Consider the following 18,108-nt stretch of genomic DNA (forward strand, 5'->3'; position numbering starts at 1 on the left):
TTTCTAAAAAAATCAGGACATTGTAAAGGAAGCTTTTGCAAACTTCCCGTAAGAAACTGTGTCTTTATACAGTTGTCAAAAGCGCTTTATTTCTCACTTACCTTATTTTCTTTCGGCATGAAACATACTTACGCTACGGGTGCTCTGCGAACTGCGAAAAGCGGCTGGTGGAGCGCCCTTCGATTAACGGGGCTCACGGCGTTGCTCGCAACGGTATTGGGGTCGTTTACGGCCCAAGCCCAGGATTTGAATTACAATGAGTACAGCGTCCAGATCGCGCAAGGTACTTACACCGATCTTGCCGCCACGGGCACAGCTATTACCACCACTAGCACCGACGACGCCAATTCGGCTGCACAGCCCATTGGCTTCACCTTCAACTACAACGGCGCCGCTTTTACGCAGTTTGTGTTGAACACGAACGGCTACCTGCGCCTAGGCAGCCAGAATCCGTCGGCTGCCAGCTATTTCAACGGTGCCGAGAACTACGGCGGCGGCCCACTCAACAGCGCCGATGCGGCCGATGTCAACCTGCTTCTGCCCTTCAACGTCGATTTGGTGGCCGGTGCCAGCCCAGCCGAATACCGGGTCGCGACTACGGGCACCGCGCCCAACCGCATCTGCACGATCCAGTGGAAGAATGTGAGCGACAAATCGCGCGACGGGGTGGTGACCAAATACACCAACTTTTCTTTTCAGGCGAAGCTGTACGAGGGCACCAACGTCATCGAGTTTGTGTACGATGTGCCTACTGCTGCTTCTATCGCCGCCAACCAAGACTTTTTCAAGGCGGCCGCCGTCGGCATCAAGGGTTCCGGAAAGGCTGCTAATCAAGCAGTTGTACTGCAAAAGTCTTCCGCCCAGGACTGGACCGAGGCTACGGCCTTAGGCCGCAACTACAGCGGCCCGGATGAGAACCGCTTCAACTTCCGGGCGAGCACCCGCCCAGCGGCCGGCACCACGTACCGCTTTACGCCTGGCCTGCCCCGCGACGGTGGCATTACGGCTATCTATACGTTAGGCCGGATTTCGCCCGAAGCGCTGCCCCACACGGTGAAAGCGGCCGTCATCAACTTTGGCACGGCGGCTTTCGCCAATGCTACGGCTACGCTCCAAGTAACCGGCGCCAATACCTTCACCAGTTCCAAAACGTTCTCGTTGGCCCGCGGCGAAGTGCGCGAAGTAGTATTCGATCCGTATCCGGCTACGTTGAACCCCGGCACCAACACGCTGACTGTAACGCTCACCAACGACGACGAAAACAGTGACAACAAGCTTACTACCTCGCAGGTCGTTACCACCAACCAGATCCTGTACACCGACCCAACCAAGGATTTGCAAGGCGGCCTGACCTACGGGGCAGCAAGCGGCCAACTAGCCGCGAAGTTTGTCATCAGCCAACCCACCACGGTAAGCGCCATCACAGCGCGGTTTAAGGACGTAGCGGGCAATACGGCCGCGTACCGGTTCTTGCTCTACGACGCAACCGGCCCCAACGGAACGCCGGGCAAAACTCTCTATACTTCCGATGTACAAACCCGCACGGCCGCGGGCGGCGAAGTAACGCTACCCGTGCCTAACGTTTTGGTTAACAGCCCTTTTTATGTGGCTATTGCGGAGCAAACCGGCGCTAGCAGCGGCATCGGGTATCAAATTGAATTCCCGTTGCGGAAGGCGACTTATTATGCCAACGATCTCAACAATGGTGGCTGGGATGAGTTTGGCGATGTGGGCTTAGAGGGCGCTCAGTTGGCTCTTGGTGTTACGTTCGGAGCAGCTCCGGCTTGCGGTGCGCCCATTAATGTGAGCCTGAGCAACATCACCGCAACCTCCGCGGCGGTCAATTTCACACCGACCAGTGGTACAGGACCTTACGTAGTAGAATACGGACCCAAAGGCTTTGCACTTGGCACGGGCACAACGGTAGCGGGCACTACTTCGCCCATCGCTCTGCCCGGTCTTACGGCAGGCACTACCTACGACGTTTACGTTCGCAAAAACTGTGGCGGCACGGCCGGTACCAGTGCCAACAACGGCCCTTATGCGCTCACGACGGCATGTCAGGCCGCGAGCACCGTACCCTACGCCGAGAATTTCGACGCCCGAACCGCCCCGGCTCTCCCCTGCGGTGTTACGGTCCTAGACGCCAATAATGATCAGTTTGGCTGGGAAGTGGCGCAAATACAAAGCACGCCTAGCACGCCCAATAGCATTGTGTACAGCTACAATAGCCTAGACCCCACGATTGGGGCCGATGATTGGTTCTTTACGCCGGCGCTTTCCCTCAGCGCGCTTCAGCAATACACGGTGTCGTTTAAGTACCGGGTGGGGGCTTTCAACAACGGACCAGCCATTCCCGAAGGCCTGGAAATCCGGTATGGTACCTCGCCTACGGTGGCGGGCATGCCGGCGGCCAATACCATATACACCAGCACTACCTTGGCGGCCCAAACCTTCACTGCGGTGAATTCGCAACCATTGCGCCCCACCGCCAACGGGCAGTATTATATTGGTTTCCACGCCATTAGCCCCGGCGACGCCTTCTTCCTTGCCATCGACGACATTGCCATTACGCCCACCGTGCTGTCTGTAAATACGGCTTTGTCGCGGGCCATCAATGCGTATCCGAACCCAACGACGGGCCGCCTGACTATCGACCTAGGCGCTACCAGTGCCCGCAAGGTGCAGGCAGCAGTAGTCAACTCGCTGGGCCAAGTCGTGTACACATGCACGCTCACCGGCAAACAGGACCAACTGGACCTTTCGGCACTCGCAGCCGGCATCTACACCCTGAAGCTTGACATTGACGGCGAAACGGCCGTGAAGCGCATTGCGGTGCAGAAATAAGAGCCTTACGTCCTTAAGCAATAAAAAAGCCGTGGCATATGCCACGGCTTTTTTATTGCAAACATTTGTCAATCAATTACTTATGCTACTTTCTCAGGCTGACGCAAAGCGCGAGGCCTGCGGGCAGTAGCTGGTTCTGGTATGGCAGCTACGGTTTCACGGGCTTCGCGCCGACGCCGCACAATGGCCATTCCGAAGCCCACTGCCATCAGCAACGTGCCGCTCCACAGCAGGTTGATGAAAGGCTTCTGCATGGCTTTCAGGATGATATAATCCTTCTGTGTGGTGCTCACTCCAAACGTGAACTTGCCCTTGGTGGGGTCTACGTTGACAAAGCTCAAGCGCAGACCGATGTCCTCTACCTCGTCCGGTACGCGGCCAATGAGGCGGTTGCGTACTACAAACACCGGGTGCACATGGTATTGCTTTTTCTCGCCGTACACCATAAAGTCGGCCTGAATCGCCAGATCGCCTTTTTTCAGGCCCAAGCCTGCGGTCTCGTGCGCTGGTTCTACGCCGCGGAATACGCCAAAATAATCGTTAACAAACAGCGTATCGCCCACCGACAGCACGTGCTCTTTCACTTCGCTCCAGTCCTTTTCCTTGTTTGGGTCGGGCGTGGCGGCGATGTGTGAGTAGATGTCGTGGGTCAGAAATTTCTTGATGTCAGGCGAAGCCAGAAGGCCGCCCATTTCCTCGTTAGCCTGCGCCCGCGGATACAAGACAAAGGCTTCGCCGGTTTTCTTGTCTTTGTATTCGACGCGGTAATACGTGTTTTCGGGCAGGATATTGAGTGTGTCGCCGGCTTTGTAATACACCTTGTCTCCTTGCTTGATATCGGCGCGGGCTAAGGCTTTATACTCATCGTCGGTGCGGAACAGCACTTCTTTGTTTACGTACTCGGGCAGGCCGGGCACTTCAAAATACTGACCGGTATAGCTCACGTCGTAGCCGTCCATCGGTGCCGATTCGTTGCGCCACAGCAGCACGTTGTCACGGTTGATTTCTTCCGTGAATTCACGCGAATACAGCAATCCCGACGAGTTCTTGGAGATGATGTTGGAATACCCAGCCGACGCCAAGATACCTAGCAGCATCAGCGCGATGCCGATGTGGGCCACCCCGCCGCCCGACAGGCTCACCTTCCGCTTCACCAACGTCAGGACCATGCTCAGGTTGGCCAGTACCCCAAACAAACCAGCCGTAAGTACCACAATGTATACCGGGCTGATTTGCAGCTTGTTGTAACGCACCAATAGAATAATCAGCGAAGCGCCTAGCAGGGTCAGGATACCCGGCACGGTGAGGGAGTTGGTCAAGCTTTCCTTGTCGTTTTTCTGCCACCACATCACCTGTGCAATGCCCGACAGCAGCGCGATCAGCACGCCCATCCACAGCTGGAACTTGGTATAGTGCGCAATCTGGTCGGCAGGCAGTGCCAAGTTGGACTTAATGCCCACAAAGCCCAGAAAAGCGTTGTATACTGGTATACTGGTAGTTACGAGCACCTGAAAAGCGCCCAAGCACAGCACCGTAGCACCTACAAACACCCACAGCTCGGAGTTGTAAGTGGTGAGCTCTTTATCAGTGATCGGGATTTCTTTCCAGCGATACCACAGCAAGCCGATAGCCAGCACCACAAACGCGGCGAGGTAGACAATCAGTTGGCCCGAAAGGCCCAAATCGGTAAACGAGTGGACGGAAGCATTGCCCAATACACCGCTGCGCGTCAGGAAAGTGGCGTAGAGCACCAACAGGAACGTGGTGATTACCAACACAAAAGAGGTACGCAACGCCGTTTTGCTGCGGCGCCACAGCACCATGCCGTGAACGGACGCCACCAGCACCAGCCATGGAATGTACACGGCGTTTTCAACGGGGTCCCAGTTCCAGTAGCCGCCGAAATTCAGCGTCTCGTAAGCCCAATACGCGCCCATCATGATGCCCACGCCCAGCACCAGGCCGCCAAACAGCGCCCAAGGCAACGCGGGCTTCACCCACTTGGTGAGCTCGCCTTTCCAGAGGCCGGCGATAGCGAAAGCAAACGGCACCAGCGTCAGGGCAAAGCCCAAGAACAGCGTCGGCGGGTGAATCACCATCCAGTAGTTCTGGAGCAACGGGTTCAGGCCTGTACCATCTTTCGGAACGAAATTCGGGTTGAGCTTGAAGACTGGCAGATCGGTCAGGAAGTCGCGCAGGAGAATGAAAGGCGATGAACCAATCTTCACGTTCAGCAGCACTACCCCCAAAATCATAGACGTCAGAAACAGCTGTACGAAGGCAAAAACGGCCATCACCGGCGCTTCCCACTTGCGGTTGAAGCGCATGATGGCCAGGCCCAAGCATACGTGCCAGAAAATCCAAAGCAGAAAGGAACCCTCCTGTCCTTCCCAGAAGCAGGAAATCATGTAGTACACCGGCAGGTGGTTGCTGGAGTGGCTCCAGGCATAATAATACTCGTACCGGTGGCTGTGAATAATGATGAACAAGCACGTAATGACCGACACCACGGCCGCCCCGTGCAGCAAGAAACTTCCGCGCGCAATGCGCAACCAAGAAGCGTCGGTTTCCCCCAGCGGCTGATTGCGGGCAGCCATGAAATAGGAATACGCCGCCACCGTAGCCGCCACAAACGCCACGATGATGCTCAGATGCCCGAAGTCGCCGATGAAGGTATTTAACATAAGTACTTGATTACTAAATAAATACAACTAACTGTTCGAAACCGATCTTGATGTTCCAAACAGCCAGGGTTGTGCTGACTTTTCTTCTAGTTGACTGAAGCCGTCGCGCCTTTGATGTCCTTCTCAACGTACTTGGACGGGCACTTCAGCAGGATTTTGTCGGCCACGAATACGTTGTTGCGCATGGAGCCGGTGATCACGATTTGTTCGGATTTGTCGAAATCCTGAGGCTTGGGGTTGAAATACACCACGCGTTGCGCAATGCGATTGGTATCTACCAGCGTGAAAGCGAAGTAGTTGGGATCAAGCGTCGGGTTGTACTCAAGGCCCAGAATCCGCTGCCCGTCGCGGGGCAAGCGACCGACGACGTGCACTTTGGTCGGGCTGCCTTCCGCCGCTAATTCGCGGGCTTCTTTAAAAGAAACGTATTGGCTGACGTCGCCAGCGGTGCTGAGAATGATACCAATTGCGGCTGCAATGACCGCCAAAACGAGGATATGCGATTTTTTCATGGAGCTTGTACAGCGAAAAACGCGGCGCCGGCATCGTTGTAGCCGGCTGTTCTGAACAACCAAATCGGCCCGAAAAATCCGTCGGACTTACGGAAAATATTATTTAGTCGCGCACCTCGCGTTCGAGGCGGCTGATCTTACGGTCTAGGGAGATCAGGTAAGCCAGCAGGCCCACCAACACCGTCACGATTACGGCCACCACGACATAGATTTTGCCACTTTGACGCATGGCATCGGCCATTTCGGGAGCATCGGCGGTGGCCGTCTGGGCCAAGGCCTGCCACACCGGAAGTACCAGCGCGGCTAGGAGCAGCAGGGCGCTACGCAAGCTGTTTTTCATAAATCTTTTGTTTCAAAAACGTCAGGCGGGTAGATACCTGCGTGATCCAAACGCCCAGCAACGTCCAGCCGATCACGGCCGGATAGAATACCAAGCGCATGTTATTGTCGAGGTCGTACTTGCTGAAACCAGGGTTGCCGCCGGCACCGGGATGCAACGAATCCTGCATGCGGGGCAGGATAAACAACAGCGGAATGGCCGCCGCGTAGGCGAATATGTTGTAGATGGCGCTCACGCGGGCGCGCTGCTGCTCATCCGTAAAGGACGACCGCAGCACGAGGTAAGCTCCATAAATCAGCATGGCAATGGCGGCACCGTTCAGGCGCGGATCGGAAGCCACCCACCACGCACCCCACGTGAAGCGCGCCCACGTGCTGCCCGTAAGTAACCCCAAGATCCCCAGCACCATACCGGTTTTGGCCGATTCGTGGGCCAGCACATCCAGCCGGTTGGTGGGCGTGCGCAGGTAACGGATGGAGTAAATCATGGACGTGGTCAGGATGATGGTCATCGCAAACCACATGGGCACGTGGAAGTAGAGGTTACGGATGGTCTCGTTGAGAATCGCCAGCCGGGGTACGTGTGCCAACAAGCCGGCAACGGCTGTGTACAGCAGCAGAATCACCGTCAGGGCTTTCCACCAGTTTTTTTTCATGTTTGAGAGCGTGCGAAGCAGAGGTGTTAGAAGAAGGAAAGGTCGGGGCAAGCAGGTGGATAAAAAATGAGGATTGTCATGTTTTACCCACTGATTTTAGGGGCTGTGGCCGGTGGTGCCTTTTTGGCGCAAATCCCTCATAGTAAACAATCTAAGCGCTGTTTTCTCTTTCAGTTAAGATATCAACTGCGCCACAAAAAAGGAAATAGTAGATAGGAAACGGCTCCCACGATCATGTTCAGGGCAACCAGCGTCAGCAAGGAGCTTTTGCTGGATTGAAATTCCAGGCCGTCCAGTGCATTTTTGGATACTTTGATGAGCAGCAACAGCATCGGAATCATGATGGGAAACCCGAGCACGGCCATTAAAGTGCTACTGTTCGTGGCTTTTGACGCAATGCCTGAAACCAGCGTAAGCGTGGAGGCAAAACCCAGCGCGCCAAGCATCACGTTGCCCAAAAACAGGGTCAGGTCTTGCACCGGATTGCCTAATACCAAGGCGTAAGCGCCAAAGCCGATCAGAGCTAATCCCAACAGCAGCAAGGTGTTATAACTGATCTTAGCCAAAATCACGGCCTGCGGGCGCACCAGCGCATAGTAGTAGAGCTGCCGTCCGCGGCTCTCCTGCAAAAATCCTTTGGCTACCGCATTGACGGCCGTGAAGAGCAGGATAATCCAGAACAGCGCATTCCAGGCTGGGGCCGGGAGCTGGCCACCCCGAAGCGCAAAGCTCAGGTAGCACACAAATACGGTGCTGCCTACATAAAGCAACATGCCGCTAAGCGCCGCCCGCTGCCGCAACTCCAAGCGGAAGTCCTTCTGAATCAAATACCAAATCTCACGGAGGAGCAGCACGGCGCAGCGGATAGTGAAAGGGGCTGCAAAGATACAACGCGTTTGGTTGTTAGCCGCTAGTTGAGTTGGCTTGGTTACCTGACCCGGTATCGGCTACTAGTTAGCCTTATTCGACGCTGGCAGTATCAGACCGGGGCTCGTGAGTAGCTGCGCTGGGCATGCCGAGGCCTAAAACAAAAAGGCCCGGAATATTCCGGGCCTTTTCATAACTATTTATTAATCAAGCACTTGCTAGAAGTCATAACCGAGGGAGAAATAAAACTTCGGCCCTCTCTGCACATAGTCTTCCTGGCCCCAGGCAATGTCGGCTTTGCCGTAGAAGCCAAGCAACGTTGTGCGGATGCCAGCACCATAACCAAGTAGCAGCGGGTTGCGGAAGTTGACCACGGTAGCCGTAAAAGCGTTGCCGTTGCCACCGGTTACCTGCGTGTTAAAGGAATTATTCTCGTTGAACGGGTTAGAACCCGAGTACGCCGAGCCTGCGTCGCCGAAAGCCGTGAGTTGCAGGTTGCGGAAGAAGCCCGACGTAATGGGCTTACGCGAGAGATACTGGATGATCGGCACGCGCAGCTCCGAGTTGAACAGCACATACTTAGGCCCCGTGCGCTTGTTGTAGTTGAAGCCGCGCATGTTCGTCACGAACTGTTGGTAGAAGATCTGTGTCGGGTCGATGCGCGACGGATCGTAGAGGTCGCGCTGGGCGCCTTCGTAGCGATTGTTGAGCCAGTTGTCCATACCGCCGAGGCGGAACGTCTGGGCTGCCGACCCAAAGAACTGGCCATAGCTGGCGCGGTTGGCCCAAATAATCTGCCGGTGAATCTTCTGGTAATGCCGCAAGTCGACGTATAGCTTCCCAAATGACAAGTTCTTGTCATCCAAGCTATTGAGCTGCTGCACCCCGACCTTCATGCGCGTGCCTTCCAGCATATTTACGCCGGTGGCAATAGCGTTGTCGAACACCAACTCACCGCTTACGCCTAGGTAATTGCGGCTTACATCGAGCGTGTCGGAAAAATAATTGAGCATGGTGCGCGTCACGTTGACGAAACGCGGCCCTACCCGAACGCTGACGTTGTGCGTGAGCGGATAAGCAATGGTAGGCGATACCTCATGGCGGCCGTAGCGTACGCGGCCATTAGACTCAGTATCAAAGAAATACGCTTGTTTCTGATACCCAATGCTCCAGTCGTAGCGGTGGCGCAGGTTGGTGTATTCGGCGAAGATGTTGCTGGTTTTCAGATCGGTCAGCGCGAAAATCCCAGCCTTAATGCGGTGATCTTCAAACAGATCGGACATGTTGGCCTGCCCAATCAAGCCGAAGCCCAGCAACGGATCGACGTACAGCGACGACACCACGTTATCAACGCTGAAGCGCGTATCGTAGCGGAACGGCCCAAGCGTACCCGTCGCGTCGGTGGGCGCAGCCGTTGGCAACGCCACTACCGTAGCCGAGCGTTTGCGCCGAGAAGGTGCCTGCGAAGCCGGAATATCCTCGTCGAACTTGTAGTCGTTGGTATTGACCTGCTCCTCGGTTTTGCGGGGCGGTTGGGCAGCAGCAGTACTATCCGCGACTACCGGAGCCGGATTTTGGCTCAGCCCGGTCGAATCGGTGGGTTGCACCACGGGAGGGACCGGCACGGCGGCTTTCTTGGGCCGCGACCGATCTTCTAGCGTTTCCTGGCGTGCCGTTTTGTAGAGAGGCATGTTCTGCGCCAGCGCAAAGTTGGGATAGAGGTACACAAAATCGCGGGCCCGATCCGAAGCCACAAACCCGAGTGCGCCGGTGGTAGCGTTGTAATCGTAGTCGTCGATGTTGTTCAAAAAGCTGCTGACCGGCGCGCGCTGCTTGGTGCTGATGGTGTAGCGGTAGAGGCTACGCACTCCGCTTTCTTCGCCCAAATACAGAAAATCATCGTCGGAAATCGCGCGGGGCCGGCCTTCGTTTGAAATCGTACTTACCAGAGATTCAACGGGTTGGGTGCGACCGTCGAGGTGATACAAGAACAGGTCGTAGTTATTGACAACGCTGCCGAAGCTGCCTTTGGCCGTGCCAGCCGAGTCGAGCCAACGGTTGGAACTGAAGACAATACCCTGGCCGTTGGGCAGAAATACGGGCTGCACGTCGTCGAATACATCGTTGGTCAGCTTTTCCGGCGTGCGGCTGCCGGCCCGAAGCAAGTACAAGTCATTCTGCCCGTTACGTACGCCACTGAATACCAACGCCTTACCATCCGACGAATAGCTCAGGTCCAGAATCTGGGAGAAGGGCTGGAAGATGGACGTGCTGCGCTTGAACGACGGAAAGATCTCGCGCACTTTGCTCAAAAACGTAACCACGTTACCATCAGCTGATTGTAGATGCAGCGCCATCTCGCCTCGCTCCGATTCGGCGATGGCTACTTGGCCATTGCCGCGCCACGCCAGTACGGGCAACCGCTTTTCTACTTCCTGATCGGGCGTTTTGTAGCCGCCACGAGCAATCACGTGCTTGCCCGACCCGTCGCGGTTGGCAACGAGCACGCGGTAGCGACCCTGCTCATTGGACACGTAAGCCAGGCGCTGGCCGTTGGGGCTTAGCACCGACTGCGAATACAAAACGTTTTTGCGGTTGCTGCCCGTCAGCTCCGTTTTCTCGTCTGGCAATACAAAAGCCGTTTGCGGCTGCGCGTTGAGCTGGCGGTAGTAGGTCAGCCAGTCTTTCAGAAACACTTTATACGGCACGTTCAGCGAGCTGCTGATTCCTACTTCCACGTCGCGCGTGATGCGCGTCAGGTTCAGAATGTTCTGGATGGTGGTGTAGCCGTAACGCTCCGCGATGTAGTTCCAGATGCTTTGGCCCGCCAGCTGCGGATTGCGCAGGAAGAACGGCGCCGTGCGAGTGCCTTCGTTTTTCTTCACCATGTCGCGCATGTAGTCGTCCATCTCCACGCTCCACCCTTCGGCGGCGTAGTTGGAAGCGCCCCCGATAAACCAATCGGGGAGTTGTAGCAGGTAGCTGCTCTGGATGACTTCCTTCAGCGAGCCGCCGTACATCATGTCGTTGAGCAGCACGCGCGTCACTTGGTAGCTCAGGTCGCGCTTAAACTGCGTCTGCTGGCCCTGAAACGCGATTTGCACCTTGCTCATGCGCAGCAGGGCCGTTTCGCCGCCCGTTTGGTACTTATCCGTATCGAGGCCCACGTTGCTCTGCCGCTGGTCGCCCACCGAGTTAAAGAGCATGATGGTGGTCTTCGAATAGGGGTAGTAGCCGATCAGCGAGGTAATGCGCTGGAGCTCCTTTTCGGCGTAGTCGGCGGCCCGGCGGGCGATGGTTTCGCCGCCAGCGTAGTAATAAATGTTAAAGTTCTGTGTACTAAGTAGTTGCCAATTAAACTCCTTGTACTGAATTCGCACCCGGCCAAACGGCTCCTGGGCCGTTTGGGCTTGCGCCTTGCTCCCCGGCAGGAGCAACCCAAGCACCAGCGCAACGGGCGTGGCCAAACGTCCGATGCGGCGCAACATAGAATAGGATAAGTGCTTCATAAAAACGCTGAAAGCGAAACCTCAGAGAGAAATGCCGACCGACGAGCGGGCAGCTATGTACAACGCAGAATACCGTAAAATATTGACCTCAGGCCACAGCTCTTTCTCGGTGTTTTCCAGCACGTTGGCGAAGTGAGCTGCCAGTAGCGGAGCCACCATAATGCCCTTGGAGCCGAGGCCATTGAATATACTCACATTTGGCATTGCCGGATGCATGCCAAGCAGGGGTTTTCGGTCCTGCACCGCGGGCCGTACCCCGGCCCGTTGGTCCGTCACCACGAAGGGCAAATCGGTGATCTGGCGCAAGCGCTGAACCAGCTCGGCACGGGCTTCTTCGGTAATGCCTTCTTTGAACGGAGGCCAGCGGTAGGTGGCGCCTACGCGAAAGCTTCCGTTGCCCAAAGGCACTACGTAAGCGCCCTTGTTCAAGACCATTGTCTCCGTCAAACCGTTGCATTGCACGTCCAGCACTTCGCCCGGATTGGGCCGGATGGGCAACCAGTTAAAATAGGGATTTCGAGCGGCTGTAGCCCCTTCGCAACAGATGAAATGGCTTGCGCGCACTTCGCCGGCGTACGTGACTTCAGTTGCGTCTACAACAAGCTGCTCCCAATCAAAAGTTTCGGCGCGCAGCCAGCCCTGCTGCTGGCCTTCGGCCGACAAAGCTGCCAGCAATTCGCGCACGGCTACGTGGCCGCCGTGCCGGATGCGCACGCCGCCAAAATCCATTCGCACGCCTTCGGCCGACGGCGGCTCGGCAGTGATTTCTTCCACAAAATCTTCCCACGGATTGTCGGCGCTCCGGGCCATGACGGAATTCTGCTCGGCCACCGTTGAGAACAGTTTCAGGATGGGTTTCTCAAAGAAAAACTGCTGCCCAAAGTGCTGCTCCAGTTCCCGGTAAAAAGCCGCCGCCGCCGGCAGCAGTTCCGCGGCTTTCCAGACCAGCGAAAACCGTTGGCCCGTAACAGGATTCATCAAGCCCGCCGCCACATTGGAGGCCGAGTCGGGACGTTGCGCATCGAACACGAGCACCGACCGGCCACGCCGCCGCAACTCATACGCCAGCGTAGCGCCGGCAATGCCGTGGCCCAGTATAAAGTAGTCGTAGCTCGTCATTGGGGCAAAGTAAGAGGAAAACCAGCACCAAGCCCTACGCCGCGCGCCTGTGCGTTCACGTCAAGACTCGTAACTTACCTCCCAATTCCGTTCGGCCTGCGCCGGTTCCCTTTTATCGCTTCTTATGACCGTTTCTGGTTTTACGTTCAACGCTTTTTCCGAAAACACTTACCTGCTGCACGATACCACCAGGCAGTGCGTCGTCGTCGACCCTGGTTGCTACGACAAAGACGAGCAGCAGGCGCTCAAGCAGTTTATCGAAACCGAAGGCCTGCAAGTGGTTTTGCTGCTCAACACGCACTGCCACATCGACCACGTATTCGGCAATAAATTTATCCTCGATACCTATAAGGTGCCCTTCCTGATTCACGAAGCCGACCTTAGCACGCTGCGCGCGGTACCGGCTTACGCGCCCAGCTACGGTTTCCCCAACTACCAGCCCGCCGAGCCCACTGGTTTCCTGACGCCGGGCGAGCCGGTCCGCTTTGGCGAAACGGAGTTGGAAGTGCGCTTTACGCCCGGCCATGCTCCTGGCCACGTAATTTTGTATCACATTGATAGCAAGACAGTTATAGGGGGAGACGTGCTATTCCAAAACAGCATCGGCCGTACCGACTTGCCCGGTGGCAACCACGCAACACTTTTGGAAAGCATCCGGACGCAGCTGCTCACACTTCCCGACGAGGTGACAGTGTATCCCGGCCACGGGCCGGCTACGACCATTGGCGCCGAACGCCGCTCCAATCCTTTTCTGCGCTAGTTCTGTTCCCGCGTTTCTCCCCATGAAAAATCACGTACCTAACGCGGTAACCTGCCTGAATTTGTTTTCGGGCTGCTTGGCCGTGTGCAACATCTTCGCTGGCAACCTAGAATTGGCCGCCTACCTCGTGGCGCTGGCCGCCGCCTTCGATTTTGCCGACGGGCTGCTGGCCCGCGCGTTGCGCGCCTCCTCCCCCATCGGCAAAGACCTCGACTCCTTGGCCGATATGGTTTCGTTTGGGGTAGTGCCGGGCGCGTTTTTGTTTCATCTGTTGACCCTGAGCGCGGCAGAATTGCCGTTTTGGCTGCCCTACGCAGGTTTTATCGTCACGGTGTTTTCGGCGTTGCGCTTGGCCAAGTTCAACAACGACACGCGCCAGACGAACTCATTTATCGGGTTGCCGACGCCAGCCTGCACGCTGGTTGTGGCTTCGCTGCCGGTTATTCTGGCCCACGACACCTACGGCCTCTCGCACATTGTGCTCAACCCTTGGGGGCTGCTTGCCCTGACGCTGCTCTTGTCGGGCTTGCTGGTGGCGGAGTTGCCGCTTTTTGCGCTTAAATTCAAGAACTTAAGTTGGCAGGACAATTCGCTTCGGTTTGTGTTTTTATTGCTTGCGCTGGGGCTGTTGGTGGTGCTGCAAGCGGCGGCGGTTCCGGTGATTATTCTGCTTTACGTAGTGCTGTCGATGCTGCGCCCTTCTTATGGATGAGTTTCGATTCGGCATTCACAATATTTAGCGGATTTACTAGTTAAGTAACACGGCCGGTGAACCGCCCATTCGTCAGCAGTGTTGAGCCCGCACTTTCCGCCCCTGCCCCAACGTATTGACTGATACCTTTATGCGTTTTTTTTACCTGCTTCTGTTGCTCTGTGCGCCCGTGCTGGGCGCCCTGCAGTCGGCGCAGGCGCAATCGGTGGCGCATGGCGAAATAACGTGGCAGGGCTACAGCGAAATAGTGGGCAGCAATGGGGAGTCGCTCCGCGTACCGTCGTTTTCAGGCGCCGGCTTTCAGCCCGGACAGTTGGTAGGCCTGTACTCGTTGCGGCTGGAAGGTGCCGTTTTGCAAGGCCAATTGCAAAATACTGTCTATCAGGCCTTTACATCTGAAGATGGCAAGCTACTGGCAGCCAGCACTTTACCCGCCGATCTGGGGCTTCGCCTTACTACGGTTACGGAAATGAAACTGCCAGTGAGCTACCTCACGTTGCTGCCGGTACGCCGCAATGCACAGTCGGGGCAGCTGGAAAAGCTGGTTTCCTTCGATTACGTCTATTCTACGGCCACCTCCAGTAACACGGCCCGCCGCGACGTACAGCGCAACTACACCAATAATTCGGTGCTCAGCCAAGGCACTTGGTATAAAATCGGGGTGCCAGAAAGCGGAATTTATAAGCTCGATAAAAATGCGTTGCGCAGCCTTGGGCTCGACGTCAATACCCTTGACCCGCGGCGGCTGCGCATTTATGGCAATGCCGTCGGGATGCTGCCCCAAGCCAACAGCGCCCGCCGCCCCGATGACTTAGCAGAAAACGACATTTTCGTTTCGGGCAACAACAACGCGACCTTCGACGACGACGAATACGTGCTGTTTTACGCGCGCGGCCCGCACACTTGGGAGCGCGAACCCAATGCCACACGCTTTCGCCACATCCAAAATATCTACACCGACACGGCCTATTATTTCGTGACGGTGGGCAGCACGGCGTCCACGCACCGGGTCGGTACGGCGCCGGCGTCCAGTGGCGCGGCTACGGGGCGCATCACCACCTTCACCGACCGTCAGTTTTACGAGCACGACCTAGTTAATCTGCTGAAATCGGGGCGGCAATGGCTGGGGGAAAACCTGAGCCCCAAGCAAAACCCCAGCGCGTCCAAAGAGGTTGCGTTCGCAATGCCGGATGTAGCGGCGGGTACCCCGGTGCAGGTTACATCATCGGTAGCGGCTTCGGCAGTCAACAGCACTTCTTTCCGCCTGTTTCTCAATGGCTCACAACTAATTGGCAGTCAAATAGTTGCACAAAAGAGCGGCGGACAATATCCTGAGCGGGCCAATACAAGCATCACGACGTTTTCGGCGCCGGTGGCTTCTTCCGGCACCGATCTGCGCGTAAAAGTGACCTTCGACGGCGCTTCTGATGCCGAAGGCTGGCTGGACTATCTGGAGGTGAATGCGCTGCGGCCCTTGCGCCTGAGCGGCAGCCAAGTCGAGTTTCGCTCTTTCGAAAACGTGCGCGCCAATACCGTCAGTCAGTTTGTGCTCGACAACGCAACGGGAGCCACCGTGTGGGAAGTGACCAATCCGCGCCGGCCGGTGGCGTATGCGCTCACGGGCGGCAGCTTCAACGCCGTTACGGATTCGGTGCGCGAGTTCGTAGCCTTTACGCCCGGCAGCATTACCAAAATCCCACGGGGCTTTGGGCGGGTCGCCAATCAAAATTTGCACGCGATCAACACCGACGGCAAGCTGGATTTGGTAATTGTGACGTATCCGCCGTTTCAGGCCGAAGCCGAACGCCTAGCCGCCCACCGCCGCACCCACGACAAACTCAATGCGCAGGTGGTCACGACCACGCAGGTGTACAACGAGTTCAGCTCCGGCAGCCAAGACGTGACGGCCATCCGCGACCTGATGAAAATGGTCTACGACCGCGCTCCGGCTGGCAAACGCAACTTCCTGCTGCTGTTCGGCGACGCGTCGTTTGATTATAAATCCGACCCGACCAACGACGCTACCAAGTTTCCGGACTGGTGGCGCACTGAGCGCGTTCCGTTTCCTAGCTCCCCCGAACCAGACAAGATCAACCAGAATTTCGTGCCGGTGTACGAGTCGCGTGAGTCGTTCAAAATCGTTTTCTCATCGCAGATAACGTATTCATCTGACGACTATTACGGTTTACTTGACAACGACGAAGGCGAGTGGGCCGAAGGCGATTTTGTGAAAGCCGAAGCCCTGGACATTGGTGTGGGCCGCTTGCCCGTCAATACGCCTAGCGGCCAACCGCGCTCCACTACGCAGGCGACCTTGGTGGTTGATAAGATGATTGGGTACGACAGCCCCAACGCGTACGGCAAGTGGCGCAACCGCCTCACCTTCATCGCCGACGACGGTGATAACAACCTGCACGTTTCCTCGTCGACGGAACAATTCACCGAGCCTTTGGCGATTAGCCAGCCTGCGTACAACATTCATAAGGTTTATCTCGACCTGTATCCGCAGGTTTCGTCGTCGGCGGGGCAGCGCTCGCCCGACTGCAACCGCGCCATCGACGAAGCCATTGAGCAAGGCTCGCTGATGACGATTTACAACGGTCATGGTGGTCCCATCGCTTGGGCTGATGAACAGATTTTTTCCAAAGCCTCGATTGAACGGCTGCAAAACCAGCAAAAGCTAACTTTCTTATTTACAGCCACTTGCGATTTTAGCGTTTACGATAGTCCGGAGCTTACTTCCGCCGGCGAATCAGCCCTAACCCTGACGCAGGGCGGTGCGGTAGCCTTGCTGACGACGACACGTTTGGTAGTCTCGAATAATAACGAGTTGCTGAGCCGCCGCTTTTACGACGCGGCATTCACGCCTATCAACGGGAAAATGCCGCGCCTTGGCGATGTGGTAGCCATTGCGAAGAATGGCAGCATCGTGGGGGTAGGCAACCGTAACTTTTCTCTGCTCGGCGACCCGACTACGCGCCTAGCTTACCCCGAGCAAACGGCTGCTGTTCTGACACTTAACGGCAAACCGCTCGCGGCCACGCAAAACGATACGCTGAAGGCTTTGTCGCGGATAAAGCTCACCGGCGAGATTCGCAACGGGGCAACGACCAATGCCGGGTTTTCGGGTGTAACGCAACTCACTGTGTATGAGAAGCCTTCTACCGTCACCACGCTGGGCAACGAGCCTTCGACGTTGCCTAATAATGGCCGCATCCCGATTCAGGTACAGGAAAATATTATTTACGACGGCCAAGCCACTGTGCGCAACGGACGGTTTCAGGTAGAGTTTGTCGTACCCAAAGACCTCAACTATAGTGTGGGGTTGGGCAAAATCAGCCTTTACGCTTCCGATCCTACCAGCCGCATGGATGCGCATGGTGCTTCGGCGGTGCCGGTTGGCAGCGCCAGCACTTCGACCTTGCGTGATACAATCCCGCCGGTCATTCGCCTGTTTATGAACGACGATGAATCGTTCGTCTTTGGCGGCCTAACGAGCACTAGTACGACTATGCTGGGAATTCTGGCCGATTCCAGCGGCATTAACACAGCCGGCTCGGGCATTGGGCACGAGATCACGGCTACGCTCGACAACGACGCCTCGAAGCTCATCGTCCTCAATGATTTTTATACGGCCGACGTCGACAAGTTTCAGCGGGGCCGCGTGCGGTATCTGTTCAAAGACCTCACCACGGGTCCGCATTTGCTTCGCCTCAAAGCGTGGGATACCTTCAACAATTCAGCCGAGAAGGAAATTGAGTTTATTGCGGCCCGCACCGAAAAACTGGCGTTGCAGCATGTGCTCAACTATCCCAACCCGTTTTCCCGAAATACGACCTTTCATTTTGACCACAACCGCGACGGCGAAGAGCTCGACGTCCAAGTGCAGATTTTTACCGTATCTGGCAAACTTGTCCGCACGTTGAGCACAACGGTTATGTCCAGCACCTCGCATCTGGCGGCCCTCTCTTGGGATGGCCGCGATGAATTTAGCGATCAACTGGCCCGCGGCGTGTATGTGTACCGAGTAAGCGTACGTTCTCCGCGCGACGGCTCTACGGCTTCGAAATACGAAAAACTGGTCATCTTAAACTAAGCCCATT

The 18,108-nt window shown here is 56.3% G+C and carries 11 protein-coding genes; 4 read left to right on the top strand and 7 right to left on the bottom strand.

The features are described from left to right. Window positions 1-117 precede the first annotated feature (117 nt). Window positions 118-2,847, top strand: coding sequence for a T9SS-dependent choice-of-anchor J family protein (locus FHG12_RS05640; protein WP_139514804.1), 2,730 nt, complete (start codon window positions 118-120; stop codon window positions 2,845-2,847). Window positions 2,848-2,927: 80 nt separating this feature from the next. On the opposite strand, the gene ccsA (FHG12_RS05645) is transcribed toward FHG12_RS05640, so the two are convergent. The 7 genes from ccsA (FHG12_RS05645) to FHG12_RS05675 form a co-directional block, all read right to left on the bottom strand. After that, window positions 2,928-5,531, bottom strand: a complete 2,604-nt coding sequence (gene ccsA, locus FHG12_RS05645; RefSeq protein WP_139514805.1) for a cytochrome c biogenesis protein CcsA — start codon at window positions 5,529-5,531, stop codon at window positions 2,928-2,930. 86 nt (window positions 5,532-5,617) lie between these two features. Then, window positions 5,618-6,043 (bottom strand): cytochrome c maturation protein CcmE domain-containing protein, encoded by a 426-nt coding sequence (locus FHG12_RS05650; protein WP_139514806.1) that lies wholly within the window; start codon window positions 6,041-6,043, stop codon window positions 5,618-5,620. A gap of 103 nt (window positions 6,044-6,146) precedes the next feature. Beyond that, window positions 6,147-6,383: a CcmD family protein gene (locus FHG12_RS05655; RefSeq protein ID WP_139514807.1), complete on the bottom strand. Its 237-nt coding sequence runs from the start codon at window positions 6,381-6,383 to the stop codon at window positions 6,147-6,149. After that, window positions 6,364-7,038, bottom strand: coding sequence for a cytochrome c biogenesis protein CcsA (gene ccsA / locus FHG12_RS05660; RefSeq protein ID WP_230471306.1), 675 nt, complete (start codon window positions 7,036-7,038; stop codon window positions 6,364-6,366). The genes FHG12_RS05655 and ccsA (FHG12_RS05660) overlap by 20 nt, the downstream gene beginning before the upstream one ends. A 182-nt stretch (window positions 7,039-7,220) precedes the next feature. Next, window positions 7,221-7,862: a heme exporter protein CcmB gene (locus FHG12_RS05665; RefSeq protein ID WP_139517700.1), complete on the bottom strand. Its 642-nt coding sequence runs from the start codon at window positions 7,860-7,862 to the stop codon at window positions 7,221-7,223. Window positions 7,863-8,123: 261 nt separating this feature from the next. Next, on the bottom strand, window positions 8,124-11,414 hold the full coding sequence (locus FHG12_RS05670) for a hypothetical protein (protein ID WP_230471307.1): 3,291 nt from the start codon (window positions 11,412-11,414) through the stop codon (window positions 8,124-8,126). Window positions 11,415-11,435: 21 nt separating this feature from the next. Further along, on the bottom strand, window positions 11,436-12,533 hold the full coding sequence (locus FHG12_RS05675) for an NAD(P)/FAD-dependent oxidoreductase (protein WP_139514809.1): 1,098 nt from the start codon (window positions 12,531-12,533) through the stop codon (window positions 11,436-11,438). Between the two features lie 124 nt (window positions 12,534-12,657). Here FHG12_RS05675 and FHG12_RS05680 point away from each other — a divergent pair, with 124 nt between their 5' ends. The 3 genes from FHG12_RS05680 to porU all read left to right on the top strand — a co-directional run bounded on the left by FHG12_RS05680 (window position 12,658) and on the right by porU (window position 18,101). Next, entirely contained in the window at window positions 12,658-13,293 is a 636-nt protein-coding gene (locus FHG12_RS05680; RefSeq protein ID WP_139514810.1) for an MBL fold metallo-hydrolase, read from the top strand. Window positions 13,294-13,315: 22 nt separating this feature from the next. Beyond that, window positions 13,316-14,005: a CDP-alcohol phosphatidyltransferase family protein gene (locus tag FHG12_RS05685; RefSeq protein ID WP_139514811.1), complete on the top strand. Its 690-nt coding sequence runs from the start codon at window positions 13,316-13,318 to the stop codon at window positions 14,003-14,005. A 130-nt stretch (window positions 14,006-14,135) separates the two neighbouring features. Then, window positions 14,136-18,101 carry a type IX secretion system sortase PorU gene (gene porU, locus FHG12_RS05690; RefSeq protein ID WP_139514812.1) on the top strand — a complete coding sequence of 1,322 codons (3,966 nt, stop codon included), beginning with the start codon at window positions 14,136-14,138 and terminating at the stop codon, window positions 18,099-18,101. Window positions 18,102-18,108: the final 7 nt, after the last annotated feature.

The sequence above is a fragment of the Hymenobacter jejuensis genome (assembly GCF_006337165.1).
Classification (GTDB): Bacteria; Bacteroidota; Bacteroidia; order Cytophagales; family Hymenobacteraceae; genus Hymenobacter; species Hymenobacter jejuensis.